This is a genomic window from Roseibacterium elongatum DSM 19469, from assembly GCF_000590925.1.
GTDB classification, from domain to species: domain Bacteria; phylum Pseudomonadota; class Alphaproteobacteria; order Rhodobacterales; family Rhodobacteraceae; genus Roseibacterium; species Roseibacterium elongatum.
In genome coordinates, this window is the sequence record NZ_CP004372.1 from 517,207 (window position 1) to 539,562 (window position 22,356).

General features: G+C 67.3%; 18 protein-coding genes and 1 pseudogene. 6 read left to right on the forward strand and 13 right to left on the reverse strand.

Annotated features, from left to right (window positions below; genetic code table 11):
* Nucleotides 1-230: 230 nt before the first annotated feature.
* The 7 genes and pseudogenes from ROSELON_RS02540 to ROSELON_RS02570 form a co-directional block, all read right to left on the reverse strand.
* The gene (locus ROSELON_RS02540) at nt 231-1,274 is read right to left on the reverse strand and encodes a glycosyltransferase family 4 protein (protein ID WP_025310879.1); all 1,044 of its coding nucleotides are present in this window, start codon (nt 1,272-1,274) and stop codon (nt 231-233) included.
* A pseudogene (locus ROSELON_RS19155) lies at nt 1,271-2,792 on the reverse strand (ABC transporter permease). Before ROSELON_RS19155 ends, ROSELON_RS02540 begins: the two are co-directional and overlap by 4 nt.
* 68 nt (nt 2,793-2,860) lie before the next feature.
* Nucleotides 2,861-3,691, reverse strand: coding sequence for an ABC transporter ATP-binding protein (locus ROSELON_RS02550; protein WP_025310880.1), 831 nt, complete (start codon nt 3,689-3,691; stop codon nt 2,861-2,863).
* Nucleotides 3,652-4,653: an ABC transporter substrate-binding protein gene (locus tag ROSELON_RS02555; protein WP_025310881.1), complete on the reverse strand. Its 1,002-nt coding sequence runs from the start codon at nt 4,651-4,653 to the stop codon at nt 3,652-3,654. The genes ROSELON_RS02550 and ROSELON_RS02555 overlap by 40 nt, the downstream gene beginning before the upstream one ends.
* A 55-nt stretch (nt 4,654-4,708) precedes the next feature.
* Complete coding sequence (locus ROSELON_RS02560; RefSeq protein ID WP_084613610.1) at nt 4,709-5,695, reverse strand: lysylphosphatidylglycerol synthase transmembrane domain-containing protein; 987 nt, start codon at nt 5,693-5,695, stop codon at nt 4,709-4,711.
* A 5-nt stretch (nt 5,696-5,700) separates the two neighbouring features.
* Entirely contained in the window at nt 5,701-7,278 is a 1,578-nt protein-coding gene (locus ROSELON_RS02565; protein ID WP_245605441.1) for a sulfatase-like hydrolase/transferase, read from the reverse strand.
* Nucleotides 7,279-7,358: 80 nt separating this feature from the next.
* A complete protein-coding gene (locus tag ROSELON_RS02570) occupies nt 7,359-8,012 on the reverse strand; it encodes a CDP-alcohol phosphatidyltransferase family protein (protein ID WP_245605403.1) in 654 nt (217 codons plus the stop codon).
* 198 nt (nt 8,013-8,210) lie between these two features.
* Here ROSELON_RS02570 and ROSELON_RS02575 point away from each other — a divergent pair, with 198 nt between their 5' ends.
* The 3 genes from ROSELON_RS02575 to ROSELON_RS02585 all read left to right on the forward strand — a co-directional run bounded on the left by ROSELON_RS02575 (nt 8,211) and on the right by ROSELON_RS02585 (nt 11,918).
* Nucleotides 8,211-8,768, forward strand: coding sequence for a cytochrome b (locus ROSELON_RS02575; protein ID WP_025310885.1), 558 nt, complete (start codon nt 8,211-8,213; stop codon nt 8,766-8,768).
* 85 nt (nt 8,769-8,853) lie between these two features.
* The gene (gene mdoH / locus ROSELON_RS02580; RefSeq protein WP_025310886.1) at nt 8,854-10,419 is read left to right on the forward strand and encodes a glucans biosynthesis glucosyltransferase MdoH; all 1,566 of its coding nucleotides are present in this window, start codon (nt 8,854-8,856) and stop codon (nt 10,417-10,419) included.
* Nucleotides 10,419-11,918 (forward strand): glucan biosynthesis protein, encoded by a 1,500-nt coding sequence (locus tag ROSELON_RS02585; protein WP_025310887.1) that lies wholly within the window; start codon nt 10,419-10,421, stop codon nt 11,916-11,918. Before mdoH ends, ROSELON_RS02585 begins: the two co-directional genes overlap by 1 nt.
* Before the next feature lie 16 nt (nt 11,919-11,934).
* Here ROSELON_RS02585 and ROSELON_RS02590 read toward each other — a convergent pair whose 3' ends face one another.
* From ROSELON_RS02590 to glpD, 5 genes are all read right to left on the reverse strand, one after another.
* Nucleotides 11,935-12,726, reverse strand: coding sequence for an endonuclease/exonuclease/phosphatase family protein (locus ROSELON_RS02590; RefSeq protein ID WP_025310888.1), 792 nt, complete (start codon nt 12,724-12,726; stop codon nt 11,935-11,937).
* 58 nt (nt 12,727-12,784) lie between these two features.
* Nucleotides 12,785-13,468: a fumarylacetoacetate hydrolase family protein gene (locus ROSELON_RS02595; RefSeq protein ID WP_025310889.1), complete on the reverse strand. Its 684-nt coding sequence runs from the start codon at nt 13,466-13,468 to the stop codon at nt 12,785-12,787.
* 116 nt (nt 13,469-13,584) lie between these two features.
* Nucleotides 13,585-14,424, reverse strand: a complete 840-nt coding sequence (locus ROSELON_RS02600) for a carbon-nitrogen hydrolase family protein (RefSeq protein WP_025310890.1) — start codon at nt 14,422-14,424, stop codon at nt 13,585-13,587.
* Entirely contained in the window at nt 14,417-15,913 is a 1,497-nt protein-coding gene (glpK, locus tag ROSELON_RS02605; RefSeq protein WP_025310891.1) for a glycerol kinase GlpK, read from the reverse strand. Before glpK ends, ROSELON_RS02600 begins: the two co-directional genes overlap by 8 nt.
* A 60-nt stretch (nt 15,914-15,973) precedes the next feature.
* Nucleotides 15,974-17,545, reverse strand: coding sequence for a glycerol-3-phosphate dehydrogenase (gene glpD, locus ROSELON_RS02610; RefSeq protein ID WP_025310892.1), 1,572 nt, complete (start codon nt 17,543-17,545; stop codon nt 15,974-15,976).
* A 102-nt stretch (nt 17,546-17,647) separates the two neighbouring features.
* Here glpD and ROSELON_RS02615 point away from each other — a divergent pair, with 102 nt between their 5' ends.
* Complete coding sequence (locus ROSELON_RS02615; protein WP_025310893.1) at nt 17,648-18,409, forward strand: DeoR/GlpR family DNA-binding transcription regulator; 762 nt, start codon at nt 17,648-17,650, stop codon at nt 18,407-18,409.
* Here ROSELON_RS02615 and ROSELON_RS02620 read toward each other — a convergent pair.
* The gene (locus ROSELON_RS02620) at nt 18,393-19,052 is read right to left on the reverse strand and encodes an arylesterase (RefSeq protein WP_025310894.1); all 660 of its coding nucleotides are present in this window, start codon (nt 19,050-19,052) and stop codon (nt 18,393-18,395) included. The two genes, ROSELON_RS02615 and ROSELON_RS02620, sit on opposite strands and share 17 nt — an antisense overlap.
* A gap of 43 nt (nt 19,053-19,095) precedes the next feature.
* Between ROSELON_RS02620 and ROSELON_RS02625 the strand changes: the two genes are divergently transcribed.
* Nucleotides 19,096-19,794, forward strand: coding sequence for an ABC transporter ATP-binding protein (locus ROSELON_RS02625; protein ID WP_025310895.1), 699 nt, complete (start codon nt 19,096-19,098; stop codon nt 19,792-19,794).
* Nucleotides 19,791-22,313 carry an ABC transporter permease gene (locus tag ROSELON_RS02630; RefSeq protein ID WP_025310896.1) on the forward strand — a complete coding sequence of 841 codons (2,523 nt, stop codon included), beginning with the start codon at nt 19,791-19,793 and terminating at the stop codon, nt 22,311-22,313. The genes ROSELON_RS02625 and ROSELON_RS02630 overlap by 4 nt, the downstream gene beginning before the upstream one ends.
* The last annotated feature ends 43 nt before the right edge of the window (nt 22,314-22,356 follow it).

Here is a 22,356-nt window from a genome sequence, read left to right on the forward strand (position 1 = left end):
AGGCCATCGAAGGCAAAGTCAACGATGAGTTCGCACAAGCCGATGCAGGCGCTGACGACGACACCCGCATGACCGACAGCGAAAGGACGGCCGATGCATCATCGACCGAGGCCAATGGTGGCACCATGGGCGATCTGCCCGAAGTCACCGAGGCCGTCGAACTTGCCTCGCTGACCATCGATGAAGTGGACGGCATGCCGCTTAACGGTGCATCCCATGGGGCCTTCGTCTCAGATCCGGTCGATCACGCGGCCAACCGTTTCTGCCGTGTCCGCCCAATCGGGCAGCGTCTGCCCCGCGGCCCTGGCCGCCTGGGCGCAGCGGGCATAGGTGGTCTCACTTTCCAGCAGGCCCGCCAATGCGTCGGCGAAGGCTTGCGCGTCATCGGTGGGGACAAGGCGGCCGGCATCTGCGGGGACCGTGTCGGGCACCGCGCCGGTTTGGCAACTGACGATCGGCAGGCCGTTCACCAGCGCCTCGTCAAAGACCAGCCCATACCCCTCGTAGCGGGTCGCAAGGGCGAACACCGAGGCCGACGCATATAGCGCGGCAAGGTCCGCATCCGACACGTAGCCTGCCAGCCGGACGCGCCCGGAAAGGCCGAGATCCCGATGCAGGCGCGCCAGCTCTTCCGCGTGGTCCGCATCATAGACCTTTCCCGCGATCACGGCGGTCCATTCCAGATGCGTTAGCCGCGCCAGCGCCTTGAGCAGGATGTCATGCCCCTTGCGCGGATGCTGAATGCCGACCGACAGGATCAGCGGCGGCGAGACCGGCGCGCGGGGGTGGGTCGGTCGGTCGGTGCCCGGGCGGGCGATGGTGATGCGCTCGGCTGTCACGCCGTAGGAGGCGACTAGCATGGCGGCCGTGGCCGGGCTGGGAACCAGGACATGGCTGACATGGGCCAGGTTGGCCCGTTCCAGCCGGTAGAGATGGTCGCGGCGCGCCTGATCCAGCCCCGACTCCAGCGCGAGGGGATGATGCACCATCGCCAAGCTAGGGACATGCAGCGCGGCCAGGGCCCGCGTCTCGAGCGTGGCCGAAATGAACCCGTCCAGGATCACCGCCCGGTCGGGTTCGAGGCTGGCCAGTTGCGCGATCGCGTCGGCCATGTCCTTTGGCGTCGCGTCGGGGAACGAGGGGCCGAGCTTGAGATAGCGCATGTCGCGCCCCTGTGCGCGCAACCCCTCCAGCAGGCGGCGTTCATAGATATACCCGCCGGTCGGGGTCGAAAGGTCGCCCGGAATCGCAAAGGCCGCGCGCCGCAGGGTCATGCCAGCTGCTCCGGGGCATAGCGCGCCAGAATGCGCCGCTCGACCCACCCGACGGCAAGATAGCTGAGCGCCGAGAGCACCGCGACCAACACCACCGACGACCACAGCATGTCATAGTCGGATAGCGAGGCCGACAGAGCCATCAGGCTGCCGATCCCCGATCCCGTAGCCAGCCATTCAACCACCGTGACCGCAAGCACCGAGGCCGGGACGGCCATCCGCGCGGATGCGAAAAAGGCCGGCAGCATGGCCGGAACACGCACGCGGATCAGACGCGTGACAGGCCCCGCCGCGTAACTGTCGAGCACCGCCATGATCTGGCCCGGCGCTTGCCGCAGGCCTTGCAGGCAGGCAACGAAGGTCGGGAAGAAAACCATGACCGCCACCAGAACGATGGTTCCCAGTGCGCCACGCCCGATCAACAGCACCACGAGCGGCGCCGTCGTGACAATGGGAACCGAGCGCAACGCGATGGCCAGCGGCATGGCCGTTCCGGCCAGCGACGGCACGAGAACCAGCAGCATCGCCAAGGCCGCACCCGCCACGAGGCCGGCAAAATAACCGGGCAAGAGAAAGAGCGCCGTCTCGCCCAAGGCGGTGGCGATGGTCGCGCGCGTCTCCCCCGCGTCCGGGGCCGAAACGAGGGCGGCCAAGACATCGCCCGGCCCCTTCGCAAAGAACGGATTCAGATCGAATAGCCAGATCGTCCCCGCCCAGGCCCCAAGGGCCAAGCCCGGCACGAGAAGCGAATCCAGCCACACAGCCGAACGCCGACCGGTGGACGACGGGGCCGCCAGGATCACCGGGGGGGCATCCAGCAAAACGCGGCGGGCCAGCGCGCCGATGGCGACATAGGCCAGGATCGACACCGCCGTCGCCACTGTCGCCAGCCCCCAGGTCATCTCGACATCCAGCGCCCGGATGGCCCGGATCGTCAAGACCCCCACTGCCGCGCTCGGCGCCGGTGAACTCGCCGACCATGGCCCCCAGAAACGCCGCCGGCGCCGCGATCTGCAGCCCCGCGAAAAGATAGGGCAGCGCCGCCATGGCCCGCACATGCACAAGCGCCGCCATGCGCCCGCGCCCGTAGCTGCGGACAAGGTCGAACCAGCTCTCGGGGGCGGCGCGCAAGCCTACCAACAGGGGGATCAGCGTCGTGTAATACACCGCCAGCGCCGCCAGCACGATTTGCGGCCCCGGACCCGGGCCGAAAAGGACGCGCAGGATCGGGCCCGTGGCCACCAGCGGCAAACAGAACACCAACAGGGCCAGCCCGGTAATCACGCGCTCGGATCGCGGCCAGACCAGGGCGATCCCCGCCAGAAGCAAGGCCGCAAGGTTGCCAAGGACGAACCCGGCGGCCGCATTGCCCAGCGTCACGCCAAGCGCGCGCAACATCAGGGCCCAGTCGTCTATCAGGTAGGCGGTGACCTCCGTCGGCGCGGCCAGCACATAGGCTTCGGTCAAGAGCCGCGCGGCCAGTTCCCACCCGGCGAGGATCAGGGCAACCCCGATCATGGGGCCATACCTGACAGACCCGCCCGGTCGCACCCCCGCCGGTGGGACCCGCACGCGCGCCGCCTGTGTCATTGCGCAGCCAGCGTCGGGCGATCCATGGCCATCCCCTTGGCCAGACCCGCAAAGACACGATCAACCAGGGCCGCGGCCTCGTCACTGCGCGTTGCAGTCTCGGGGCGGGGACGGGGCAGGTCGATGGCAATGTCATCGACGATCTCGGCCGGGCGCGGCGACAGGACGATCACCCGGTCGGACAGATGCACCGCCTCGCTGACGGAATGGGTCACGAGGATCGTGGTGGTGCCTCGCGCCTCCCAGATGCGGGGCAGATCCTGCGCCAACTGGGTCCGGGTCAGTTCATCGACCGCGCCAAAGGGTTCATCCAACAGCAACAGGCCGGGTCGCGTGGCCAGCGCACGCGCAATGGCCGCGCGTTGACGCATGCCGCCCGACAGTTCCGCGGGACGGGCATCGCCGAACCCGTCCAGCCCCACCAGCGTGATGAGTTGATCGACCTCGTCGGGCCCCGGCCTGCGCCGCGCAAGCCCCAGCGCAAGCTCGATGTTTCCGCGCACGCTGCGCCACGGCAGCAGCGACGGATCCTGAAACGCGACCGAAAGCCCCGCCTTTCGAAGCGTTTGCGAGGGCGGCTCGCCCCCGATTTCGATCGCCCCCGCGCTTGGCGTTTCCAGGCCGGCGATCATGCGCAGAAGGGTCGACTTGCCACAGCCCGACGGGCCGACCAGCGCCGTCGTCCGGCCCGCCGAAAAGGTCAGATCGACCGGGCGCACCGCTTCGGTTCCCCCGGCGAAGGTCTTGGCCAGCGAGGTGCAGATGACCTCGGGCGGGGGGCGTGACGTCAGGTGCCATGGACCTCTTCGAGGATCGAGCGATCCCACAGGTCTGGGGTGACCGTCCGGCCCAGAAGCGCAAGGGTCTCGATATTCGCGGCCACGGTGTTATCGGTCCACCAGCCAAAGCCATTGGCATCGGTCAGATCGGAGAACATCAGCGGCACCTGTCGGGCGGCCTGAAGCTTTTGTGTCTCGAGATCGAGACCGGCATCGGGATACATCTCGAGGGTCAGTTCCGCCGCCGCGTCGGTGTCTTCGCGATAGGCTTCCCATCCCCGCACCTCGCCCGACATCAGCGCGACCAGGTCCGACCGGCGGTTGGCAAGGCTGTCTTCGGTCGCGATGTATGTCTGCGAATGCACGGCATAGCCGTGGTCGGCCATCAGCATCGTCAGGCTTTCGACGCCCTGCATCGCCATCGCCACGGGCAGGTCGGTTTCCCAGCACAGCAGGCAATCGACCTCTCCGGCCAAGAGCGGCTGCGCCGAATACTGCGTCGGCACGATCTCGATCCCGTCGATATCGACGCCGTTCAGCGTGCACAGCGCCTGCAGAACCGGTGTATTCGCCAACGCCATGCCGATGCGTTTGCCCACCAGATCGGCGGGCTCGTTCACCGGGTTGGCCGGTAGCGATGCGACGACAAACGGGTTCTTCTGCATCGCCACGCCCAGAATCTTGAACGGGGCCCCCTGTTCGACGGCGGCGGCCGTGTAGTCGGCGGCGGAAATCCCGACCAGCGCCGACCCCGAGACGACGGGCGGCTCGACCGGCGCGTTCGGCCCGCCGGGCAATAGCGAAACCGCAAGCCCGTTTTCCGACCACAATCCGCGATCCAGCGCGATGTAGCTGCCCGCGAACTGCGCCGAGTGGAGCCATGAAAGCTGCAGGCTGACGGCTGTTTGCGCCAGCGCGGGGCGCGTGCTCAGGCCAAGCGTTCCGGCACCAAGGGCCGCGGCCCCCGTGCCGAGCAGGGTTCTTCGGGTCAAGGTCGGTCGCATGGTCATGTCCTTTTCGCGTGATGACCCAAGGCTAAAGGCGGGCTGATCAGAAACAACCCGGTTAAGCGCGTCGCATCGTCCCGTTGGGGTCCTCCGTACGCTCTTGCCCGGTTTTCCACCGCTTTGCCCGCGGTCCGAGCAGCAGCATCAGAAACCCCGGCAGCACGGCGGCGGCAAAGGTCAGGCCGAAAGCGACGCTGGTGGCCAGACCACCGCTTGCCGTGGCGCCGGCCAGCGGAAAAAGCGCGGCCGCCGCGCCTTCGCGCAGACCCCAGCCCGAGATCGAGATCGGCACGAGCATCGTGAACAGGATCAGAGGCACCAGCGCCGCAATCGCCGCAAGCCCAAGGTCGATCCCGACCGCGCGCGCGCAGAAGGCAAAGGCAGCCAGATTGCAAACGGTCGTCCCAACGCTCAGCAGGACCTGACCCAACAGCGCCCCACGGGCGGCCAGCGCCCTGTGAAGGGCCTGCCAAAGGCTGCGCCCGCTGCGACCCGCAGCCCCGGGCAGATGCGTCGCCGCCATGGCCAGCAGCGGCAGGCACGCCCCGCACGCCAGAAAGATCGCCACCGGCCAGGCCAGCCAGCGCGGCCAATCCAACCCGCCCGGAACCACCAGCGTGGCAACAAACGCGGTGGCCAGCATGAGGAACATCGCGATTTGACCGGCAAGACGCTCGAACACCACCGCCTGCCCTGCAGCCATCAACCCCGCCTGCCCGCGCGAGCGCAGCGCGCGACCGGCATCGCCGATCACGCCGCCCGGCAGCGACTGGTTCACGATCTGCGACAGATAATACTCGGATATGGCCTGCGCCTTGCCCAGTGCGATACCCAGTTGGCGGGCGGTCAGCCGCCAACGCAACGCCGACAAAAGCGTCTGCGCGCTGAGGGCAAGAAACCCGAGGGCGAGCCACCGCCAATCCGCGGTAGCGAGGCGGCGGGCGGCATCCGGCCCGTCGGCCGCCCTCCACAACAGCGCAAGCAGGCCGACCGCCACCAGACCCTGCAACAGCCTGACGACCCAACGGGGGATATGCAGGCGCACACCGCTCAACTGCCGCCCCCCGGTCGCGGCGGATGGGAATAGGAGTCCAGGATCAGATTGCGCATGTCGGCCATCGACCGAACCTCGGTCTCGGCATCGGGGATCAGACCCTCGGACCAGCCCCACAGCGCGGTCTCGGCCACCAGATGGTCGGGCCCGATCACATGGACCGGCACATCGGGGCGGTCATCCAGGGCGACGAAACCGGCCGCCTGATGATCGCCGATCACGAAGATCAGCGGAGGGGTGTCGGCATGGCGGGCCACATAGTCGAAGACGACGCGCAGCGCATAGTCGACGGCCTGGCGATATTGATCCCGCACCCGGTCGCGGTCGCGCCAGACAACTTCGGGCGGGTCGCCGGACAGGGCCATGGCGTTGAAGACCGTCCCGTCTCCAATCTCGTCCCAGGCGACGAGGTCTGGCACCGGCACCCAGGGCGCGTGCGACGAGCCAAGCGCAAGTTGCGCGAAAAGCGGCCGGTCATCGCGGCCATCGCGCAGCAGGCGATCCAGCGCGGCGAAGGTGAACTGATCGGGCATCGTCACCCAGTTGAACGGCAGTCCCGCATATCCCAGATCCTCGGCGGCCAGAACGGTTTCGAAGCCCATCAACGCGGCCTCGGGCCAATCCAACGTGATCTGTGGCATCACCGCGGCGGTTCGAAACCCCGCCTCCGAGGCGAGATGAAACAGCGACTGCCGGCCACTGGCCAGCACGGCACCGTAACTTGTCTGATCCGCAATCCAGAGGCCGTTGGCAAAGGTAGCATGGCTGAGCCAGCTTTGCCCGCCGCGTGTGGGGGCCGCAAGAAACCCCGACCGCATGGAAAGGCCTTGTGCAGCAAGACGGTCCTGCGCGCGGCGCAACGTGGCCAGATGGGTGTCGGTATAAAAGGGCGTGTCGAGGCTTGTGCGGCCATAGCTTTCGACGAACACGACCAGAACGTCCCGGTCGATACCGCGCAGCAGGGTATCGCGCCCGGCATAGGGGTCGTTTGCAGCCGCGGCCTCGAAGGCGCGCAGATCCGCCAGCGTCGCACGGGCCATCTGAACCCGCTCGACGCCCACGCGGGCGGTAAAGGCCGCCCCCGGCGGCGGGAGCGTCAGGGTCCAGCGCCCCATGGCATGTCCAATCTCGGCCACAGCCACACCGGCGCACAGGATCCCGGCCACAGCCAGCCCCTTGGCCATATGCGACGGCGGCGCGATACCTGCCCAGACCCCGGTCGCCCACCACAGGGCACGCCCCACACCGACCACCGCGATCAGGGCGGCGCATGCAGCGGCGATGCTGGGCAACAGCCCGATCGCCCCGGTGCTCAGCCGGAACGCCGCCTCAATCAAGGCGAGGTCCGCCACCGGGTTGAAACCGCGCCCAAGCGCGACGAACATCGCGAAATCCGCCGCCTTCAGCACCGCGATCAGCGTGAGAACCACCACGAGCGCGGCGCGCAACAGCCGCCCCCATCCCCGACGCGGCATGGCGATCAGCCCCAGCAGGATGGCCGGCAATTCAAGCGGAAAGACCAACAAGGCGGCCCATGTCATCGCAGCGGGGTGGTTGGGCTGGATCAGAACCATATGCAGCACGAGCCCCGCCAGTACCAAACGCACTGTTTGCCGGGGGGCTGAGGCGGCCTGAACGGGGGCACCCAGCGTCGTCATCCGCGCCGTCGCCACAGCCAGATCAGGTCGCGGGCGAAGGACCAGACAAGCGCGCCCGAAGCCACAGCCACCAGGACCACGGCAAGGCCCCAAGGCACGATCGGAGCCTGAAGCGCGATCAACACGCCAAGTTGGATGACGCAGACAGTCTTGCGACTTTGTCGTTCGGGCAGGTCGCGGCGCATCCAGGACAGGCGCCACGCCCCCAACGCAAAAGCATAGCGTGGCAGGCCGAGGAGAATGGCAAGCGGACCCACCCCCCCCGATATCGCCGCACCAAGGGCCAGGACCAGCGCGAGCAGGCTGTCGACCTCCATGTCGAAACGCGCGCCAAAACGCGACACATACCCCTGCCGCCGCGCAAACCATCCGTCGACCCCGTCCAGGCTCAAGGCGACCAAGGCGATGGCAAAGACCGCCCAGGATGGCCCGCTCGCCATCAAAAGCGGCGCGACAAGGGCAGCGGTCAAAGCCAGTCGAAAAAGGGTGATGACGTTGCACAGGCCCAAATGCGCGTGCGGGTAGCCCAGCTGCAGCGCCCGCCCTGCGATGACCGCGCCCGTGCCGAACACAAGCAGGGCCGCAAGGCTCGGGCCGACATCGGTCCCGAGTGGGACCAACGTCAGGGCGGCAACCACGCCTGCGAACATGAATGTCGACAGGGCCCATTCCCCCAGCGGCACGCTGATGAAGTGCTGTAAGCCGTGGGGCCAGCGCCTGTGAGTATGAGTGCGTGTAAATGCCATCGGATAATCAACTAACGCGCATCAGAAACAGTCAACCCACCATACATGGACTTGAAGGCCGACAAGCGGAGCCTAGCTCATGCCCAACGACGAGGTAGTCCTGTGCCCAACCCCGACACGCGATATCGCCGCACCGCGCGCCTGATTCACTGGGCCATGGCCATCCTGGTTCTCGGCATGATCCCGGCCGGCGTGGCGATGGTTCAGCCCGGTATCGAGCGATCCGTCCAGAATGCGCTATTCCTGTTTCACAAGAACGTCGGGGTGGTGTTGCTCCTGCTGATCGTGCTGCGCGCCCTCTATCGCTGGCGTCACCCGCCCGCGCCGCTGCCCGGCGATCTTCCGGCATGGCAGCACCGCGCCGCCGGGGTGTCACATGTCGCGCTCTACGCATTGCTCTTTCTGGTGCCGATCGCCGGCTATATCCGCGTGATGGCCGGTGGCTTTCCCATCGAAACGCTGGACTGGCTGGGCGTACCCTCGTTGGTGCCACGGTCGGATGCGCTGGCCGAGGTGGCGAAGACGGTTCACTATTTCGGCGGGATCGCGCTCGCCCTGCTGATCGCAACGCATATCGCGGCTGCTGCCTATCACGGCATCATCCGCCGCGATGGCGTATTTTCGCGCATGTGGCCGCCCTTTGCCAAACACGGTGGCTAAGGTGCCTTGTCCTGTCGGATGCATGCGATAGCTGAAAGGGTGACCGGGGATCGGTTGACCCTATTGGAAAGGCGCAGGCCCCACCATGTCGCTTGCAGAACCCCACCTGACGGTGCCGATTGCGCGGCCCCGCTGGCATGGCCCGCGTGCCCTGGCCGCCACTTTGGCGGTCGCGCTGACGCTCGGCATCGTTCTGGCCTTTGCGTTCAGTATCGCCGCATGGACACCGGCCGCCCTTGGCGCGCTGCCACTGGTGGCCCTGACCGCGATGTGGATTTCGGGCGGCGCGGCGACGGCCCTTTTGGGGCTGATCCGACCCGCTGAACCGTCACCCACGCCGCCCGAGACATGGCGCCCTGCCAGCCGCACGGCGATCCTGGTGACGATCTGCAAGGAGGAACCGCAGCCTCTGGCCACCCATCTCGATGCGCTGCGCGCGGGGTTGATCCGCGCGGGACTTGGCGCGGCGACCGAGGTTTTCGTGCTGTCCGATACCCAAGGCCCCGACCTTGTCGAAGTGGAAGAGGCCGCGTTTCGTCCCCTGCACGCGGCAGGGCGTCTGACCTATCGGCGCCGGCCCCGGAACACGGGCCGAAAGCCTGGAAATATCGCTGAATGGGTCGGACGGCACGGCTCGGCCTTCGATCATATGCTGGTGCTCGACGCAGACAGCCGCATGACACCCCGGCGTATCCGCCACATGATCGCGCAGATGGAACGGCGCGGCGATCTGGGGCTTTTGCAGGCAGGCATCGCCCTCAGACCGGGAGAGACCCGGTTCGGCCGCCATCAGCGGGTGGCCGCACGACTGCTGTCGCGCGGATTCGGGCCCGGCTTTGCCGCCTGGACAGGGGATAGCGGGAATTACTGGGGGCATAATGCGATCATTCGGATCGCCGCCTTCCGTGCCGCGACCGCCTTGCCGCTTCTGCCGGGCAAGGCCCCTTGGGGTGGCTCGATCCTCAGCCACGATTTCATCGAGGCCGCGTGGATCCGGCGCGCGGGCTGGGCGGTGGCCCTCGATCCCGCCACCGGCGGCAGCGCGGAAGAAGCCCCGCAGAAATTGCACGCCTTTCACGCACGCGACCGGCGTTGGTGCCAAGGCAACCTGCAGCACTTGCGCCTGATCGCCGAACCGGGCCTTTCACCTATCAGCCGCCTTCACCTTGTGATGGGCGTGGTCAGCTATCTGGTGGCCCCCGTCTGGCTGGTCCTCGTGGCATTGATGGCCTTTGGCGGCGTGCCCTTGGTTGGACTGCTGCCACTGGCGATGGTGGCGGCGGTGCTGCTCTTGCCGAAGCTCTGCGCGCTGGCGGGCTGGTGGCGTTCGGCCCGGACATCGCGCCGCCGCAGAATCGTCTTGCGGGCCACGATCGGGGAACTCGCCACCTCCAGCGTCATCGCCCCCCTTGTGATGCTGCGGCAAGCCATGGCCGTTTTTGCCGTATGCCTGGGGCGCGACTGCGGATGGAAAACGGGGCACGGGCCGCGGTTTTCGCTCCTGCCCGGCTTTGCCGAAGCGATGGGCGGATGGGCCCTTGTGGGCGCGGCCGTGGTCATCTCGGGCCCATCGGCCCTCTGGCTGGCGCCGCTGGCCCTTCCCTTGTGTCTCGCGCCCGTGATCGTGCGCGTTCTGGATGCGCCGGCCTGATGCGACGGCGCAGTTTCATGGCCGGGGTCGCAGCGGCGGGCCTTCTGCGGCCGCGCCCGGTCAGGGCCGACGCCGCGCCGACCCTGCTGGATGCGGCACGCCGGCTGGCCGCGCGCCCGTTTGATGATGCATCGCCCCCCCTGCCGCCCCCGTTCGCCGGTCTGAGCTATGATGCCTATCGCGGCATCCGCCCGATTCCGGGCCGCGCGGCGATGCTGGATCATGGGGCCGAGTTCAGGGTCGATCTGCTGCCGCCCGGCCTGTTCTTTCCCGATCCCGTGCGCATCGACCGCGACACCGGAAATGGCCCGCAGGAGATCGCCTTTGCGCCGGATCTGTTCGCGTTCGACGACCGGTATTTCGGCACCATCCCGCAGACCGCCCCCGGCGCGGGGTTTTCGGGCCTGCGGGTGCGTCACCCGCTGAACGCTGCGGACCGGATGGACGAATTGCTGGTGATGCAGGGCGCGAGTTATTTTCGCGCCATCGGGCAGGCGATGGTCTATGGCCTGTCGGCCCGTACCGTGGCGCTGGGGACCGGCCGCCCCGGCCCCGAAGAGTTCCCGCGCTTTACCCACCTGCGTCTGCATCCCGCCCGGGGCGCAACCTTGCGGATCGAAGGGGTGATCGACAGCCCCTCGCTGGCGGGACATCTCGATATGACGCTGCGCCCGGGTCAGGACACGGTCACCGACATGGCCGTCACCCTTTTCCCGCGGCGCGAGATCGCCGATATCGGCGTTGCGCCGCTGACATCGATGTATCTCAAGGGGCCGCTGCGCGCCTCGGTCAGCGATGATTTTCGCCCGCGTGTCCATGACAGCGACCTGCTCTTGATCGAGAATGGCGCGGGCGAACGCATTTGGCGCCCCATCTCGAACCCTGCACGGGTCGAGGCATCGGCGTTTCTCGACGATGGGCCGGTCAGCTTCGGCCTCTATCAGACCCGCCGCGACTTTGCCGATTTCGAGGATACCGAGGCGCGCTATCACGACAGGCCATCGGCGGTCGTGCGCCCGTCCGGGGCCTGGGGGCGCGGCGCGGTGATCCTGGTGGAAATCCCCACCGGCGACGAATTCATGGACAATGTCGTCGCCTTCTGGCGGCCCGAAACACCGCTCGCGGCGGGCAGCGTCCACCGGTTTTCCTATTCGATCGCATGGACACGCACAGCGCCCAGCGCGCATCCGGGTCGCGCGATCCTCCAAAGCCGCAGTGGACGCGAGCACGACCGTCCAGGCGCACGGCGCTATGTGATCGACATCAGCGGACAGCCGGGCAGCCTTGCGCCCGAGATCACCAGCCAAGGCCCGGTGCAGATCGACGGGATCAGCCTGTTCGCCCTGCCGGGCGGGCAGGACACGCGCCTGACTTTCCTTTTGACACCGGGCATGGCCGAGGTCGCCGATATCCGGATCGTCCTGCGAGACGACGGCGGCCGCACCCCGCCCCCGGTCTGGGTCCATCGCTGGACCCGGGCGCGCGACGGGGGGGTCTAGGCGCCCCGGGTTTGACCTAGCGCGATGCCGCGACCTCGATCCTGGCATGCAGCGGCCGATGGTCCGACGCCATGCGGATGCCCGCCCCGTCAAGAACCTGTGCCGCAACCACACGCGCCCCGCCGCCAGCAAGAACACGGTCCAGCGGCAGTATCGGGCGCCGCACCGGAAAGGTGCGCGGCGCCGGCCCGGTGTAGGCCCCGCCCAGCACGGCCCGCGAAAAGGCGAAGCCACCCCATGGCCGCCATTCGTTCAGGTCACCGCACAGCACGGTCGGGCGGGCGCTTCGGCGCAAGAGATGCTGCCCCAGCGTCCGCATCTGCACGATCCGCAAGACTTGCGACAGCGACAGATGCGTTCCCACGATGCGCATTGGGCATCCATCCTTTCGGATATCGGCAATGACGGCACCGCGATGGCAATGCCCCGGCAGATCCAGCAACGTCAGGTCTTCGACCTCGACCCCCGCCCCGGCCAGGAACAGGACGCCAAGAAAACCGTGGCTGTCATTGCCCCAGCGCCGGGTCCGGTCGCGATGAACATGGCGCAACCCGGTGCGGATCTCGACATCGGCCAGATCCAGGATGCCGCCATGCGGCGGGTGTTCCGCGTCGGCCTCCTGCAGGACAAGGATATCGGCAGGGCGCGCAAAAACCTCATGGCAGAGCACATCGGCCGTGCGCGCGGCGTCGATCCGGCCGTCTTCGCCACGCCCCCGGTGGATATTCCAACTGGTGATCGACAGATGTGTCAGAAGATGTCTCGCTGTTTGAAACCGGCCTGCCCGCACGGCGCTGCGCCGAAACATAGGGTGCACATGACTCGGGGCACCCGGTTCGATGGCCCTTGGCTGATCGGCCGCCGGATCAGATCACCCGAACCGTCAAATCCCCCAGACCGTCGATGCGCGCCACCATCTCGTCGCCGGCCTGAACCGCGCCAACGCCCGACGGCGTGCCGCCCATGATCACATCGCCGGGGGCAAGGTCGAAATAGTCCGACAGGTAGGCAATCATGTCAGGCACTTTCCAGATCATCTGGTTCAGATCACCCTCTTGCCGCAGCGCGCCATTCACCGTCAGGGCGATACGCCCGTGGTCCGGGTGCCCCACCTCGGCCACCGGGCGCAAAGCGCCGACCGGCGCCGACCGCTCGAACGCCTTGCCGATTTCCCACGGGCGGCCCGCTTTCTTGGCTGCGCCCTGAAGATCGCGCCGCGTCATGTCCAGCGCCACGCCATACCCCCAGACATGGTCCAGCGCGGTGCTGACGGGAATCTGGCGGCCACCTGTTTTCAAGGCGATCAAAAGCTCGACCTCGTGATGCACATCGGTGCTGTGTGGCGGATAGGGAAATTCGCCCGATGCATCCAGGTTTTCCGGGTTTTTCTGAAAGAAGAAAGGCGGCTCACGATCCGGGTCGTGCCCCATCTCGACAGCATGCGCGGCAAAGTTGCGCCCGATGCAATAGACACGCCGCACCGGAAATGTGCCGCCGCCCGATGTCGGGATCACGCAAGGCGCCGGTGCGGGGATGACATGGTTGGACATGGAATTCCTCTCGAAGAAACAGGGTCGGAGCAGTGGCGACAGGTGCGTATACCACCCCTTGCATCCTGTGCCGAGCGGCGCGCGACGCCGCGGCCCGCAACCATCGCGCTGCCGGCTCAGACACGCCGCAAGGGCACATCGCGGCCGGTTCTCAACGACGGGATCTGATCACGTGCGGCGGTGACGCGGGACAGGTCCAGATCGACAATCTGCATGCGCGGCGCCTCTTGCCCGAGATCGGCCAGGACCCCGCCCCACGGGTCGACCGCCATGGCGTGACCCCAGGTTTGGCGACCGTCCGCATGCGCGCCGGCCTGTGCGGCGGCAAGAACGAAGGCGCCGGTCTCGATGGCGCGGGCACGCAGCAGAACCTCCCAATGCGCGCGGCCGGTCGGAACGGTGAAGGCGGAGGGAATGAAAAGGACGCACGCGCCCGCCTGCGCGTAGCGGCGATAGAAATGGGGAAAGCGCAGATCATAGCAGATCGACAGACCCCAAGCCCCCCAAGGCGTGTCCAGCATCACCGCCGCCTCGCCGGGGGCAAAGCGCTTCGACTCGCCGATGGGGGCCTGCCCCTCGATGGCCACGTCAAACAGGTGCACCTTGTCATAGGCCGCCCGGATCGCCCCGGTGTCGTCGATGACGGCCGAGTGGTTCAGAAACCGCCCGTCCGGCGCCAGAACGGGGGTCGAGCCCGCGTGGATCCACACACCATGTGCGGCGGCCAGATCGCGGCAGGCCAGCAGAAAGGGATCATCGGCTGCCGGCACGACCTGGGCACGGGCCACAGCCGCGTTGCGGTTCATCAGCCCCGCCACCTCGGGCAGGCACAGCAGGTCTGCCCCCTCGGCCGCCGCGCGCGCGGCCAGGTCGGTCACGGTGGCGATGTTCTCGGCATGGGTATCGGCCGAACACATCTGCGCCAGAGCGACACGGAGGGTATCGCGCTCAGCCACGGGTGCTGAGCGTGCGCGACACGGCGTCTTTCCAGCCCGCATAACGCGCCTCGCGCGTAGCGGCGTCCATCTGCGGTTTGAAGGTGCGCTCCAGCGCCCAATCCGCGGCGAAAGCGTCGAAGCCGGGGTAGACGCCCGCCTGCATCCCCGCAACCCAGGCCACGCCAAGCGCCGTTGTCTCCAGAACCTCGGGCCGGTCCACATCGGCCCCCAGGATGTCGGCGAGAAACTGCATCGTCCAGTCCGAGGCGGTCATGCCGCCATCGACGCGCAGCACGTTTTCGGCCCCGCCTGCGCCTTGCCAGTCGGCCTCCATCGCCTGCCACAGGTCGCGGGTCTGGTAGCCGACTGATTCCAGCGCGGCGCGCGCGATCTCGTTCGGCCCGGTGTTGCGGGTCAGACCATAGATCGCGCCGCGGCAATCGGGGTCCCAATAGGGCGCGCCCAGCCCGGTGAAGGCGGGGACGAGGTAGATCGTTTGCGACGGATCGGCGGCCTCGGCCAGGGCCTGGCTGTCGGCGGCGGCGTCGATGCACCGCAACCCGTCGCGCAGCCATTGCACCACCGCCCCGGCCACGAAAATCGACCCTTCCAGCGCGTAGGTCGGCCTGCCATCGAACTGGTAGGCGATGGTGCCCAGCATCCGGTTTTGCGAACTGACCAGCGTGTCGCCGGTATTGAGCAGCGCAAAGCAGCCCGTGCCATAGGTCGACTTCAGCATCCCCGGTTGGAAACAGGCCTGGCCCAGCGTCGCGGCCTGCTGGTCGCCCGCCACCCCGCGAATCGCGATCCCGGCCCCGAACAGCGCGGGGTCGGTCGTGCCGAACTCGGCCCCGCAATCCAAAACCTCGGGCAGAAGGGCGCGCGGGATGTCGAAAAGGCGCAGGATGTCCTCGTCCCACTGCCCCTCGCGGATATTGTACAAGAGTGTGCGGGCCGCGTTGGTGGCATCGGTTACGTGCCGCTGACCGCCCGTCAAATGCCAGATCAGCCAGCTGTCGATCGTGCCGAAGGCAAGCTTTCCTGCCTCGGCCTTTGCGCGCGCACCGTCGACGTTCTCCAAGAGCCACGCCAGTTTCGAGCCCGAGAAATACGGGTCGAGCAGCAGGCCGGTCTTGTCCTGCACCATCGGCTCGTGCCCGGCGTCGCGCAGCTTGGCGGTCATGGCCGCCGTGCGCCGATCCTGCCAGACGATGGCGCGATGCACCGGCTGGCCGGTCTCGCGGTCCCACAGGACAACCGTTTCGCGTTGGTTGGTGATGCCGATGGCGGCGATCTTTTCGGCGCTGGTCCCGGCCTTGTCCAACGCGCCGCGCACGGTGGACAAAACCGTGTCCCAGATCTCCATCGCGTCATGTTCCACCCAGCCCGAGGCCGGGAAATGCTGGGTGAATTCCTGCTGGGACGAGTCCACGGGCCGGTGATCGGGACCAAAGACGATGGCCCGCGTCGAAGTCGTTCCCTGGTCGATCGCCAGAACCTGCGTCATGCCGTGCCTCCCCTCGTCGTCACGAATAATCAGCCTACTGGCCATGGGCCGGTCTGCAAGTCATTCGGCGGCGTTCGCCTGCCGCTCGGTCCGCATCCAGGCGTCGATGGCGGCGATCTGCGCGGCGCTCAACCGCAGGCCCAGCTTCGAGCGCCGCCAGACCACGTCCTCGGCCACTTGGGCATATTCCCGCGTCATCAGCCAGCGCAACTCCGCCTTGGTCAGGGTCGCGCCGAAATCACGCCCGAGATCCTCGGCACTCTGCGCGTCGCCCATGATCTGCGCCGCCTCGGTCCCATAGGCGCGCACCAGGCGCAGCGCCCACCGCTCGGTCAGGAACGGATACGTCGCGCGCAGGTCGGCCACCAGCCGCGCCACCCCGTCGACCGGGAATTCCCCACCCGGCAGCGGCACCCCCGCCGTCCAGACACCGCCCGCCTTGGGAAAGAAGGGCGCGATCTTGGCCAGCGCATCCTCGGCCAACTTGCGATAGGTGGTGATCTTGCCGCCAAAGACGTTCAGCATCGGCGCGCCCGCATCGTCCAGCGACAGCACGTAGTCGCGCGTCGCCGCCGTGGCGCTTTTCGCCCCGTCGTCATAGAGGGGCCGCACGCCAGAGTAGGTCCAGACGACATCCTCGGCGCTGATCGGATCGGCGAGGTAGTCGTTGATGAACCGGATCAGGTAATCACGCTCTTCGGGTGTGCAGACGGCCTCGGTCGCGTCGCCGTGATGTTCCTGGTCGGTGGTGCCGATCAGGGTGAAATCCGTCTCATAGGGGATGGCAAAGATGATGCGCCCGTCCGAACCCTGAAAGAAATAGCATTTGTCGTGGTCGAACAGGCGGCGCGTCAAGATATGGCTGCCACGCACGAGGCGGACGTTTTCGCTGGAGTTTTGCCGCGCCACATTCCGCACGATATCGGCCACCCATGGCCCCCCGGCATTGACCAGCGCGCGGGCCAGATGATCGGACCGCACGCCCTCCCGCTCGACCGTCACGCGCCACAGATCACCCTCGCGCGTGGCCGATATCACCCGTGTCCGCGTGAGGATCGTTGCACCACGCGCCTGGGCATCGCGGGCGTTCAGCACGACAAGGCGCGCATCCTCGACCCAGCAATCCGAGTATTCAAAGGCCTTTGCGAATTTCGGCTTGAGCCCCTTGCCCTCGGGCGTCCCCTGCAGGCGCAAGGTCGATGTGCCGGGCAAAATCTTGCGCCCGCCCAGATGGTCATAAAGAAACAGCCCCATCCGGATCAGCCAGTCGGGCCGCCGCCCCTTCATCCACGGCATGATGGCGGTCAGAATGCGCGAGGTCGGCGTCTCGGAATCGAACCGCATGTCGCGCGACAACGGCAGGACAAACCGCATGGGCCAGGAAATATGCGGCATCGCGCGCAGCAGCGTCTCGCGTTCGGCCAGGGCATGGCGCACGAGGCCGAACTCGAAAAACTCGAGGTACCGCAGCCCGCCATGAAACAGCTTGGTCGAGGCCGAACTGGTCGCGCCGGCAAGGTCGCCCATCTCGGCCAGGCACACCGACAGGCCGCGCCCGGCCGCATCACGAGCGATGCCACAGCCATTGATGCCGCCGCCGATCACAAAGACGTCGTAGGTCTGGTCGTTCATGGGTGGCCTCGCGCGTCGAGTCCGCAGTGGTTCGAGTTATTTTCATCTCATGTTCGATTTGTCAATTTTCATACTCGCTTTCTTTCGATATGATGCAGGATCATGCCCATTTCGATCCGACAAGATGATATCCTGCGCGCTGCCCGCGAATCCGGCCGAGTCAATGTCGAGGACCTGGCGACCCGCTTCGAGGTTACGGTGCAGACGATCCGCCGCGATTTGACCGATCTGTGCGAGGCGGGTCTGCTCGACCGCGTGCATGGCGGCGCCGTTCTGCCCTCCGGCATCACGAATATCGGTTACGAAGAGCGCCGTCGGACCGCTGCCGGTGCGAAGGACGCGATCGGACGCACCGCCGCGGCCCTGATCCCGCCGGGCGCCTGCGTTTTCCTCAACATCGGCACCACGACCGAAGCTGTCGCACGGGCCTTGCGCGATGTGTCCAACCTTCTGGTCGTGACCAACAACCTCAACGTCGCGCATATTCTCTCGGGTCACCCCTCGGCCGAGGTGATCGTGTCCGGCGGGCGGTTGCGCCGGGCCGACAACGGCCTTGTTGGCGAAAGGGCGACGGCGACCATCAACCAGTTCAAGGCGGATCTTGCCGTGCTCGGCTGTTCGGGCGTCGATCTGGATGGCGAGCTTCTGGACTTCGACCCGGAGGAGGTGCGCGTCAGCCGGGCTTTTCTGTCCAAGGCACGCAGCACGATCCTGGTCGCCGACGACAGCAAACTGGCCCGGAACGCCCCCGTTCGCATCGCCAATCTTGCCAATCTCGACCGTTGGGTGACCAATGCGGAGCCGCCCGACGCACTGCTCGAGCGCTGCCTCGAGAACGAGACCGAAATCACGATTGCGGGCTGACCCGCTCGATCAATGCCTGAACCTCCGGGCCAAGGGCCTCGACGATCACCGCAACGCCCTGCGCATTCGGGTGGATGCCATCGCTTTGCATATAGGCCGCGCGCGCGCCGTTCGGATCGGTTTCGGCCGCCGCGCTGAGGGGCGCGAGAAAGCTTTCGACGTACAGCGTGCCATACTCCTGCGCCAACTCGGGATACATGGCGTTGAACGCCTGTTGATACTCAGGCCCGTAGTTGCCCGGCGCGCGCAACCCCACCAGCAGCACCTCGATGCCTTGCGCCGCCGCCTCGTCGAGAATCCCGGCAAGGTTCGCGCGGCTCGCCTCGGGCGGGATGCCGCGCAACAGGTCGTTGCCCCCCAGCGCCACGATCATGGCGTCGACCCCTGTGCCCAAAGCCCATCCGATCCGCGCCAGGCCGCCCGCCGTGGTATCGCCCGACACGCCATGGTTCTCGATGCGCACGGCATGCCCGCGATCCGTCAGCCAGGCCTGCAACTGCGGCACGAACCCGTCCCCATCCATCAGCCCATACCCTTGCGTCAGGCTGTCGCCCAGTGCCACGATGCTGACCGGCCGATCCTGCGCGGCCACCGGCCCTGCGACGGCAAGGGCCAGGATGGCGGCCTTGCCCCAGATGCGCATGGCCCCATATGCCCTGTAGCAAAGTGAACCGAGGCGTTTAGCCATGTCCGATCCCGTCCTGTCGCTGACCGATGCCCGCCTGTCGCTGTCCGGCAATGCGGGGCGTGTCGATATCCTGCACGGCATCACGCTGTCCGTGAACCGGGGCGAGGCGGTGGCGCTGACGGGGCCGTCTGGATCGGGCAAATCGTCTCTCCTGATGCTGATGGGCGGTCTGGAGCGTGCCACCGGCGGGTCGGTCAAGGCCCTTGGCCACGACCTGACCGCGATGAACGAAGACCAGCTTGCCCGTTTTCGCCGGCAACATATGGGGGTGGTGTTCCAATCCTTCCACCTGATCCCGACGATGACCGCGCTGGAAAATGTCGCAACGCCGCTGGAACTGGCCGGCCACCCCGACGCGTTCGACCGGGCCGAGGCGGAACTGGGCGCCGTGGGCCTGGCCCATCGCGCGGGTCACTACCCGACCCAGATGTCGGGCGGCGAGCAACAGCGCGTCGCCCTTGCCCGTGCGCTGGCCCCGAACCCCGAAATCCTGCTGGCGGACGAGCCGACCGGCAACCTCGACGGGGTGAATGGCGCGGCCATCATGGACATGCTGATGAACCTGTCGGCGCAGCACGGCGCGACCCTGGTGCTGGTCACCCATGCCCCAGACCTTGCGCAGCGCTGCGACCGCGAGATCCGGCTGCGTGACGGACGGCTGGACATGACCGCCCCCGCACAAGAGGCCGCCGAGTGAGCGTCGCGCTGCGGATCGCCCGGCGTGAACTGCGTGGCGGGCTTAAGGGGTTTCGCATCTTCCTTGCATGCCTGGCGCTTGGCGTGGCGGCGATCGCTGCCGTCGGCTCGGTCCGCAGCTCGATCCAAGAGGGGCTGACCCGCGAGGGTGCGGTGATCCTTGGCGGCGATGCGCAAATGGCCTTTCCCTTTCGCCGCGCCTCCGAGGCCGAACTGAATTGGATGCAGGACAACGCCACCCGCATCTCGGAAACCGTCGATTTCCGGTCCATGGTGGTGATTGACGGACCCGACGGACCCGAGCGCGCCCTGACACAAGTGCGCGGGGTCGACGACGCCTATCCGCTTTACGGGACGGTTGGCCTGTCCCCTCAAATGCCCATCTCACAAGCGCTGGAGACACGCGACCTGCCCGGTGCGGTGATGCAGCGCCTGTTGATCGACCGATTGGCGCTGGAGATCGGCGACACCTTCCGCCTTGGCACGCAAAGCTTCGAGCTGCGCGCCGAGTTGACCGTTGAACCAGATGGCGCAGGTGGCGGTTTCAATCTCGGGCCGCGCACGATCGTGTCGCTTGAGGGGCTGTCCGGCTCGGGCCTGATCCAGCCCGGCACGCTGTATGACAGCGACTATCGTCTTGCCCTGCCCGAGGGCACGGACCTTGCCAACGTCAAGGACGAGGCCGAGGGGCTGTTTGCAGAACAGGGCATGCGCTGGCGCGATGCGCGCAACGGCGCGCCGGGGGTGCAGACCTTTGTCGAAAGGATCGGGGCGTTTCTTGTGCTGGTGGGTCTTGCCGGGTTGGCCGTGGGCGGTGTGGGCGTATCCGCCGCCGTGCGCGCCTATCTCGAAGGCAAGATCGCCACCATCGCCACGCTCAAGACGCTGGGGGCCGAAAGCCGGACGATCTTTGCCATCTATTTCGCCCAAGTGGGGTTGTTGACGCTGATCGGCATCGGCTTGGGCGTGATCCTAGGCGCGCTGCTGCCCATCGGGTTCTCGCCATTGATTGAGGCCCAGTTGCCCGTACCGGTGGCCATCTCGGTCTACCCCGGGCCGTTGGCCGAAGCGGCGGGATATGGCCTGCTGACGGCGCTGATCTTCACGCTCTGGCCTTTGGCGCGCAGTGAACAGGTACGCGCGGCGACCCTGTTCCGCGACGCTGCGGGACCACGCGCCTGGCCGCGTGCGCCCTACCTGATCGTCATGGCCCTGCTCGTTGTCGCGCTGGTGGGCACCGCTGTCCTCTTGTCGGGCATTCCCCAAACCGCCCTTGGCACCGCCGGGGGCATTCTGGTCGCCCTCTTGCTGTTGACCCTTGCGGCCTTGGGGATCAAGTCCGGGGCCCGGCGGCTTGCCCGCGCCCGTGCCATCCGGGGGCGCAGTGCGCTGCGCATGGCCCTCGGGGCGGTGGGCGGACCGGGCTCCGAGGCGACGAGCGTCGTCCTTTCCCTCGGGTTGGGCCTCACCGTGCTTGCCGCCGTGGGCCAGATTGACGCCAACCTGCGCGCAGCCATTCAACGCGATCTTCCGCAGGTCGCGCCGACCTATTTCTTCGTCGATATTCAGCCCGATCAGCTGCAACCCTTTCTCGACCGGGTCGAGACCGATCCCGCCGTCAGCCGCGTCGACACCGCGCCCATGTTGCGCGGCGTCATCACGCGCATCAACGACCGCCCGGCCGCCGAGGTGGCGGGCGATCACTGGGTCATACAGGGGGACAGGGGCGTGACCTATCTCGACACCGCCCCCCCGGACGGCGAGATCACGGCAGGGGCGTGGTGGCCCGAGGGCTATGACGGCCCGCCGCAAGTGGCCTTCGCCGCCGAGGAAGCCATGGAGATCGGCCTGCAACTGGGCGATACGATCACGGTCAGCATCCTTGGCCGCGATATCACCGCCGAGGTCACGGCCTTTCGACAGGTGGAATTCGAGAATGCCGGCATCGGCTTTATCCTGACGATGTCGCCCAACGCCCTGCGCGGGGCACCGCACACCCATATCGCCACCGTCTACGCCGCGCCCGAGGCCGAGGCCGCGATCCTGCGTGACGTGGCCGGCGCCGCGCCCAATATCACCGCGATCCGGGTGCGCGATGCGATCGATCGGGTGGCCGAGGCGCTTCGCAGTCTGGCGGCGGCCACGTCCTATGGCGCGGCCGCCACCCTGGTGACCGGGTTCGTCGTCTTGATCGGGGCGGCGGCCGCGGGCGAGCGTGGACGCGTCTACGAGGCCGCCGTGCTCAAGACCATCGGCGCATCGCGGCGCACCATCCTGGGCAGTTTTGCCCTGAGAACCGCCCTGTTGGGGGCCGCGGCCGGCATCGTCGCGATAGCCGCCGGCGCGCTGGGGGGGTGGGCGGTGCTGACCTTCGTGATGGACGCAAGCTATACGTTCGAACCGGTCTCGGCCGGGGCCATCGTGATCGGCGGCGCCCTCGCCACCTTGTTGGCTGGCCTCAGTTTCGCGTGGCGTCCCCTGTCCGCGCGCCCGGCGCGTGTGCTGCGCGCACGCGAATAGCAGCCGCGGGGCGACGCATGCGCCTTTCCCCCTTGCCAAGCGG

Bases quoted from the DNA above. Each gene is read 5' to 3' on its own strand.
- mdoH (WP_025310886.1), top strand. From the start codon at position 8,854: ATGTCGCTTGCAGAACCCCACCTGACGGTGCCGATTGCGCGGCCCCGC.
- glpK (WP_025310891.1), bottom strand. From the start codon at position 15,913: ATGACGCAGGTTCTGGCGATCGACCAGGGAACGACTTCGACGCGGGCC.
- ROSELON_RS02615 (WP_025310893.1), top strand. From the start codon at position 17,648: ATGCCCATTTCGATCCGACAAGATGATATCCTGCGCGCTGCCCGCGAA.
- ROSELON_RS02565 (WP_245605441.1), bottom strand. From the start codon at position 7,278: ATGGTTCTGATCCAGCCCAACCACCCCGCTGCGATGACATGGGCCGCC.
- glpD (WP_025310892.1), bottom strand. From the start codon at position 17,545: ATGAACGACCAGACCTACGACGTCTTTGTGATCGGCGGCGGCATCAAT.
- ROSELON_RS02595 (WP_025310889.1), bottom strand. From the start codon at position 13,468: ATGTCCAACCATGTCATCCCCGCACCGGCGCCTTGCGTGATCCCGACA.
- ROSELON_RS02540 (WP_025310879.1), bottom strand. From the start codon at position 1,274: ATGACCCTGCGGCGCGCGGCCTTTGCGATTCCGGGCGACCTTTCGACC.
- ROSELON_RS02625 (WP_025310895.1), top strand. From the start codon at position 19,096: ATGTCCGATCCCGTCCTGTCGCTGACCGATGCCCGCCTGTCGCTGTCC.
- ROSELON_RS02590 (WP_025310888.1), bottom strand. From the start codon at position 12,726: ATGTTTCGGCGCAGCGCCGTGCGGGCAGGCCGGTTTCAAACAGCGAGA.
- ROSELON_RS02570 (WP_245605403.1), bottom strand. From the start codon at position 8,012: ATGTTCGCAGGCGTGGTTGCCGCCCTGACGTTGGTCCCACTCGGGACC.
- ROSELON_RS02620 (WP_025310894.1), bottom strand. From the start codon at position 19,052: ATGCGCATCTGGGGCAAGGCCGCCATCCTGGCCCTTGCCGTCGCAGGG.
- ROSELON_RS02585 (WP_025310887.1), top strand. From the start codon at position 10,419: ATGCGACGGCGCAGTTTCATGGCCGGGGTCGCAGCGGCGGGCCTTCTG.
- ROSELON_RS02555 (WP_025310881.1), bottom strand. From the start codon at position 4,653: ATGACCATGCGACCGACCTTGACCCGAAGAACCCTGCTCGGCACGGGG.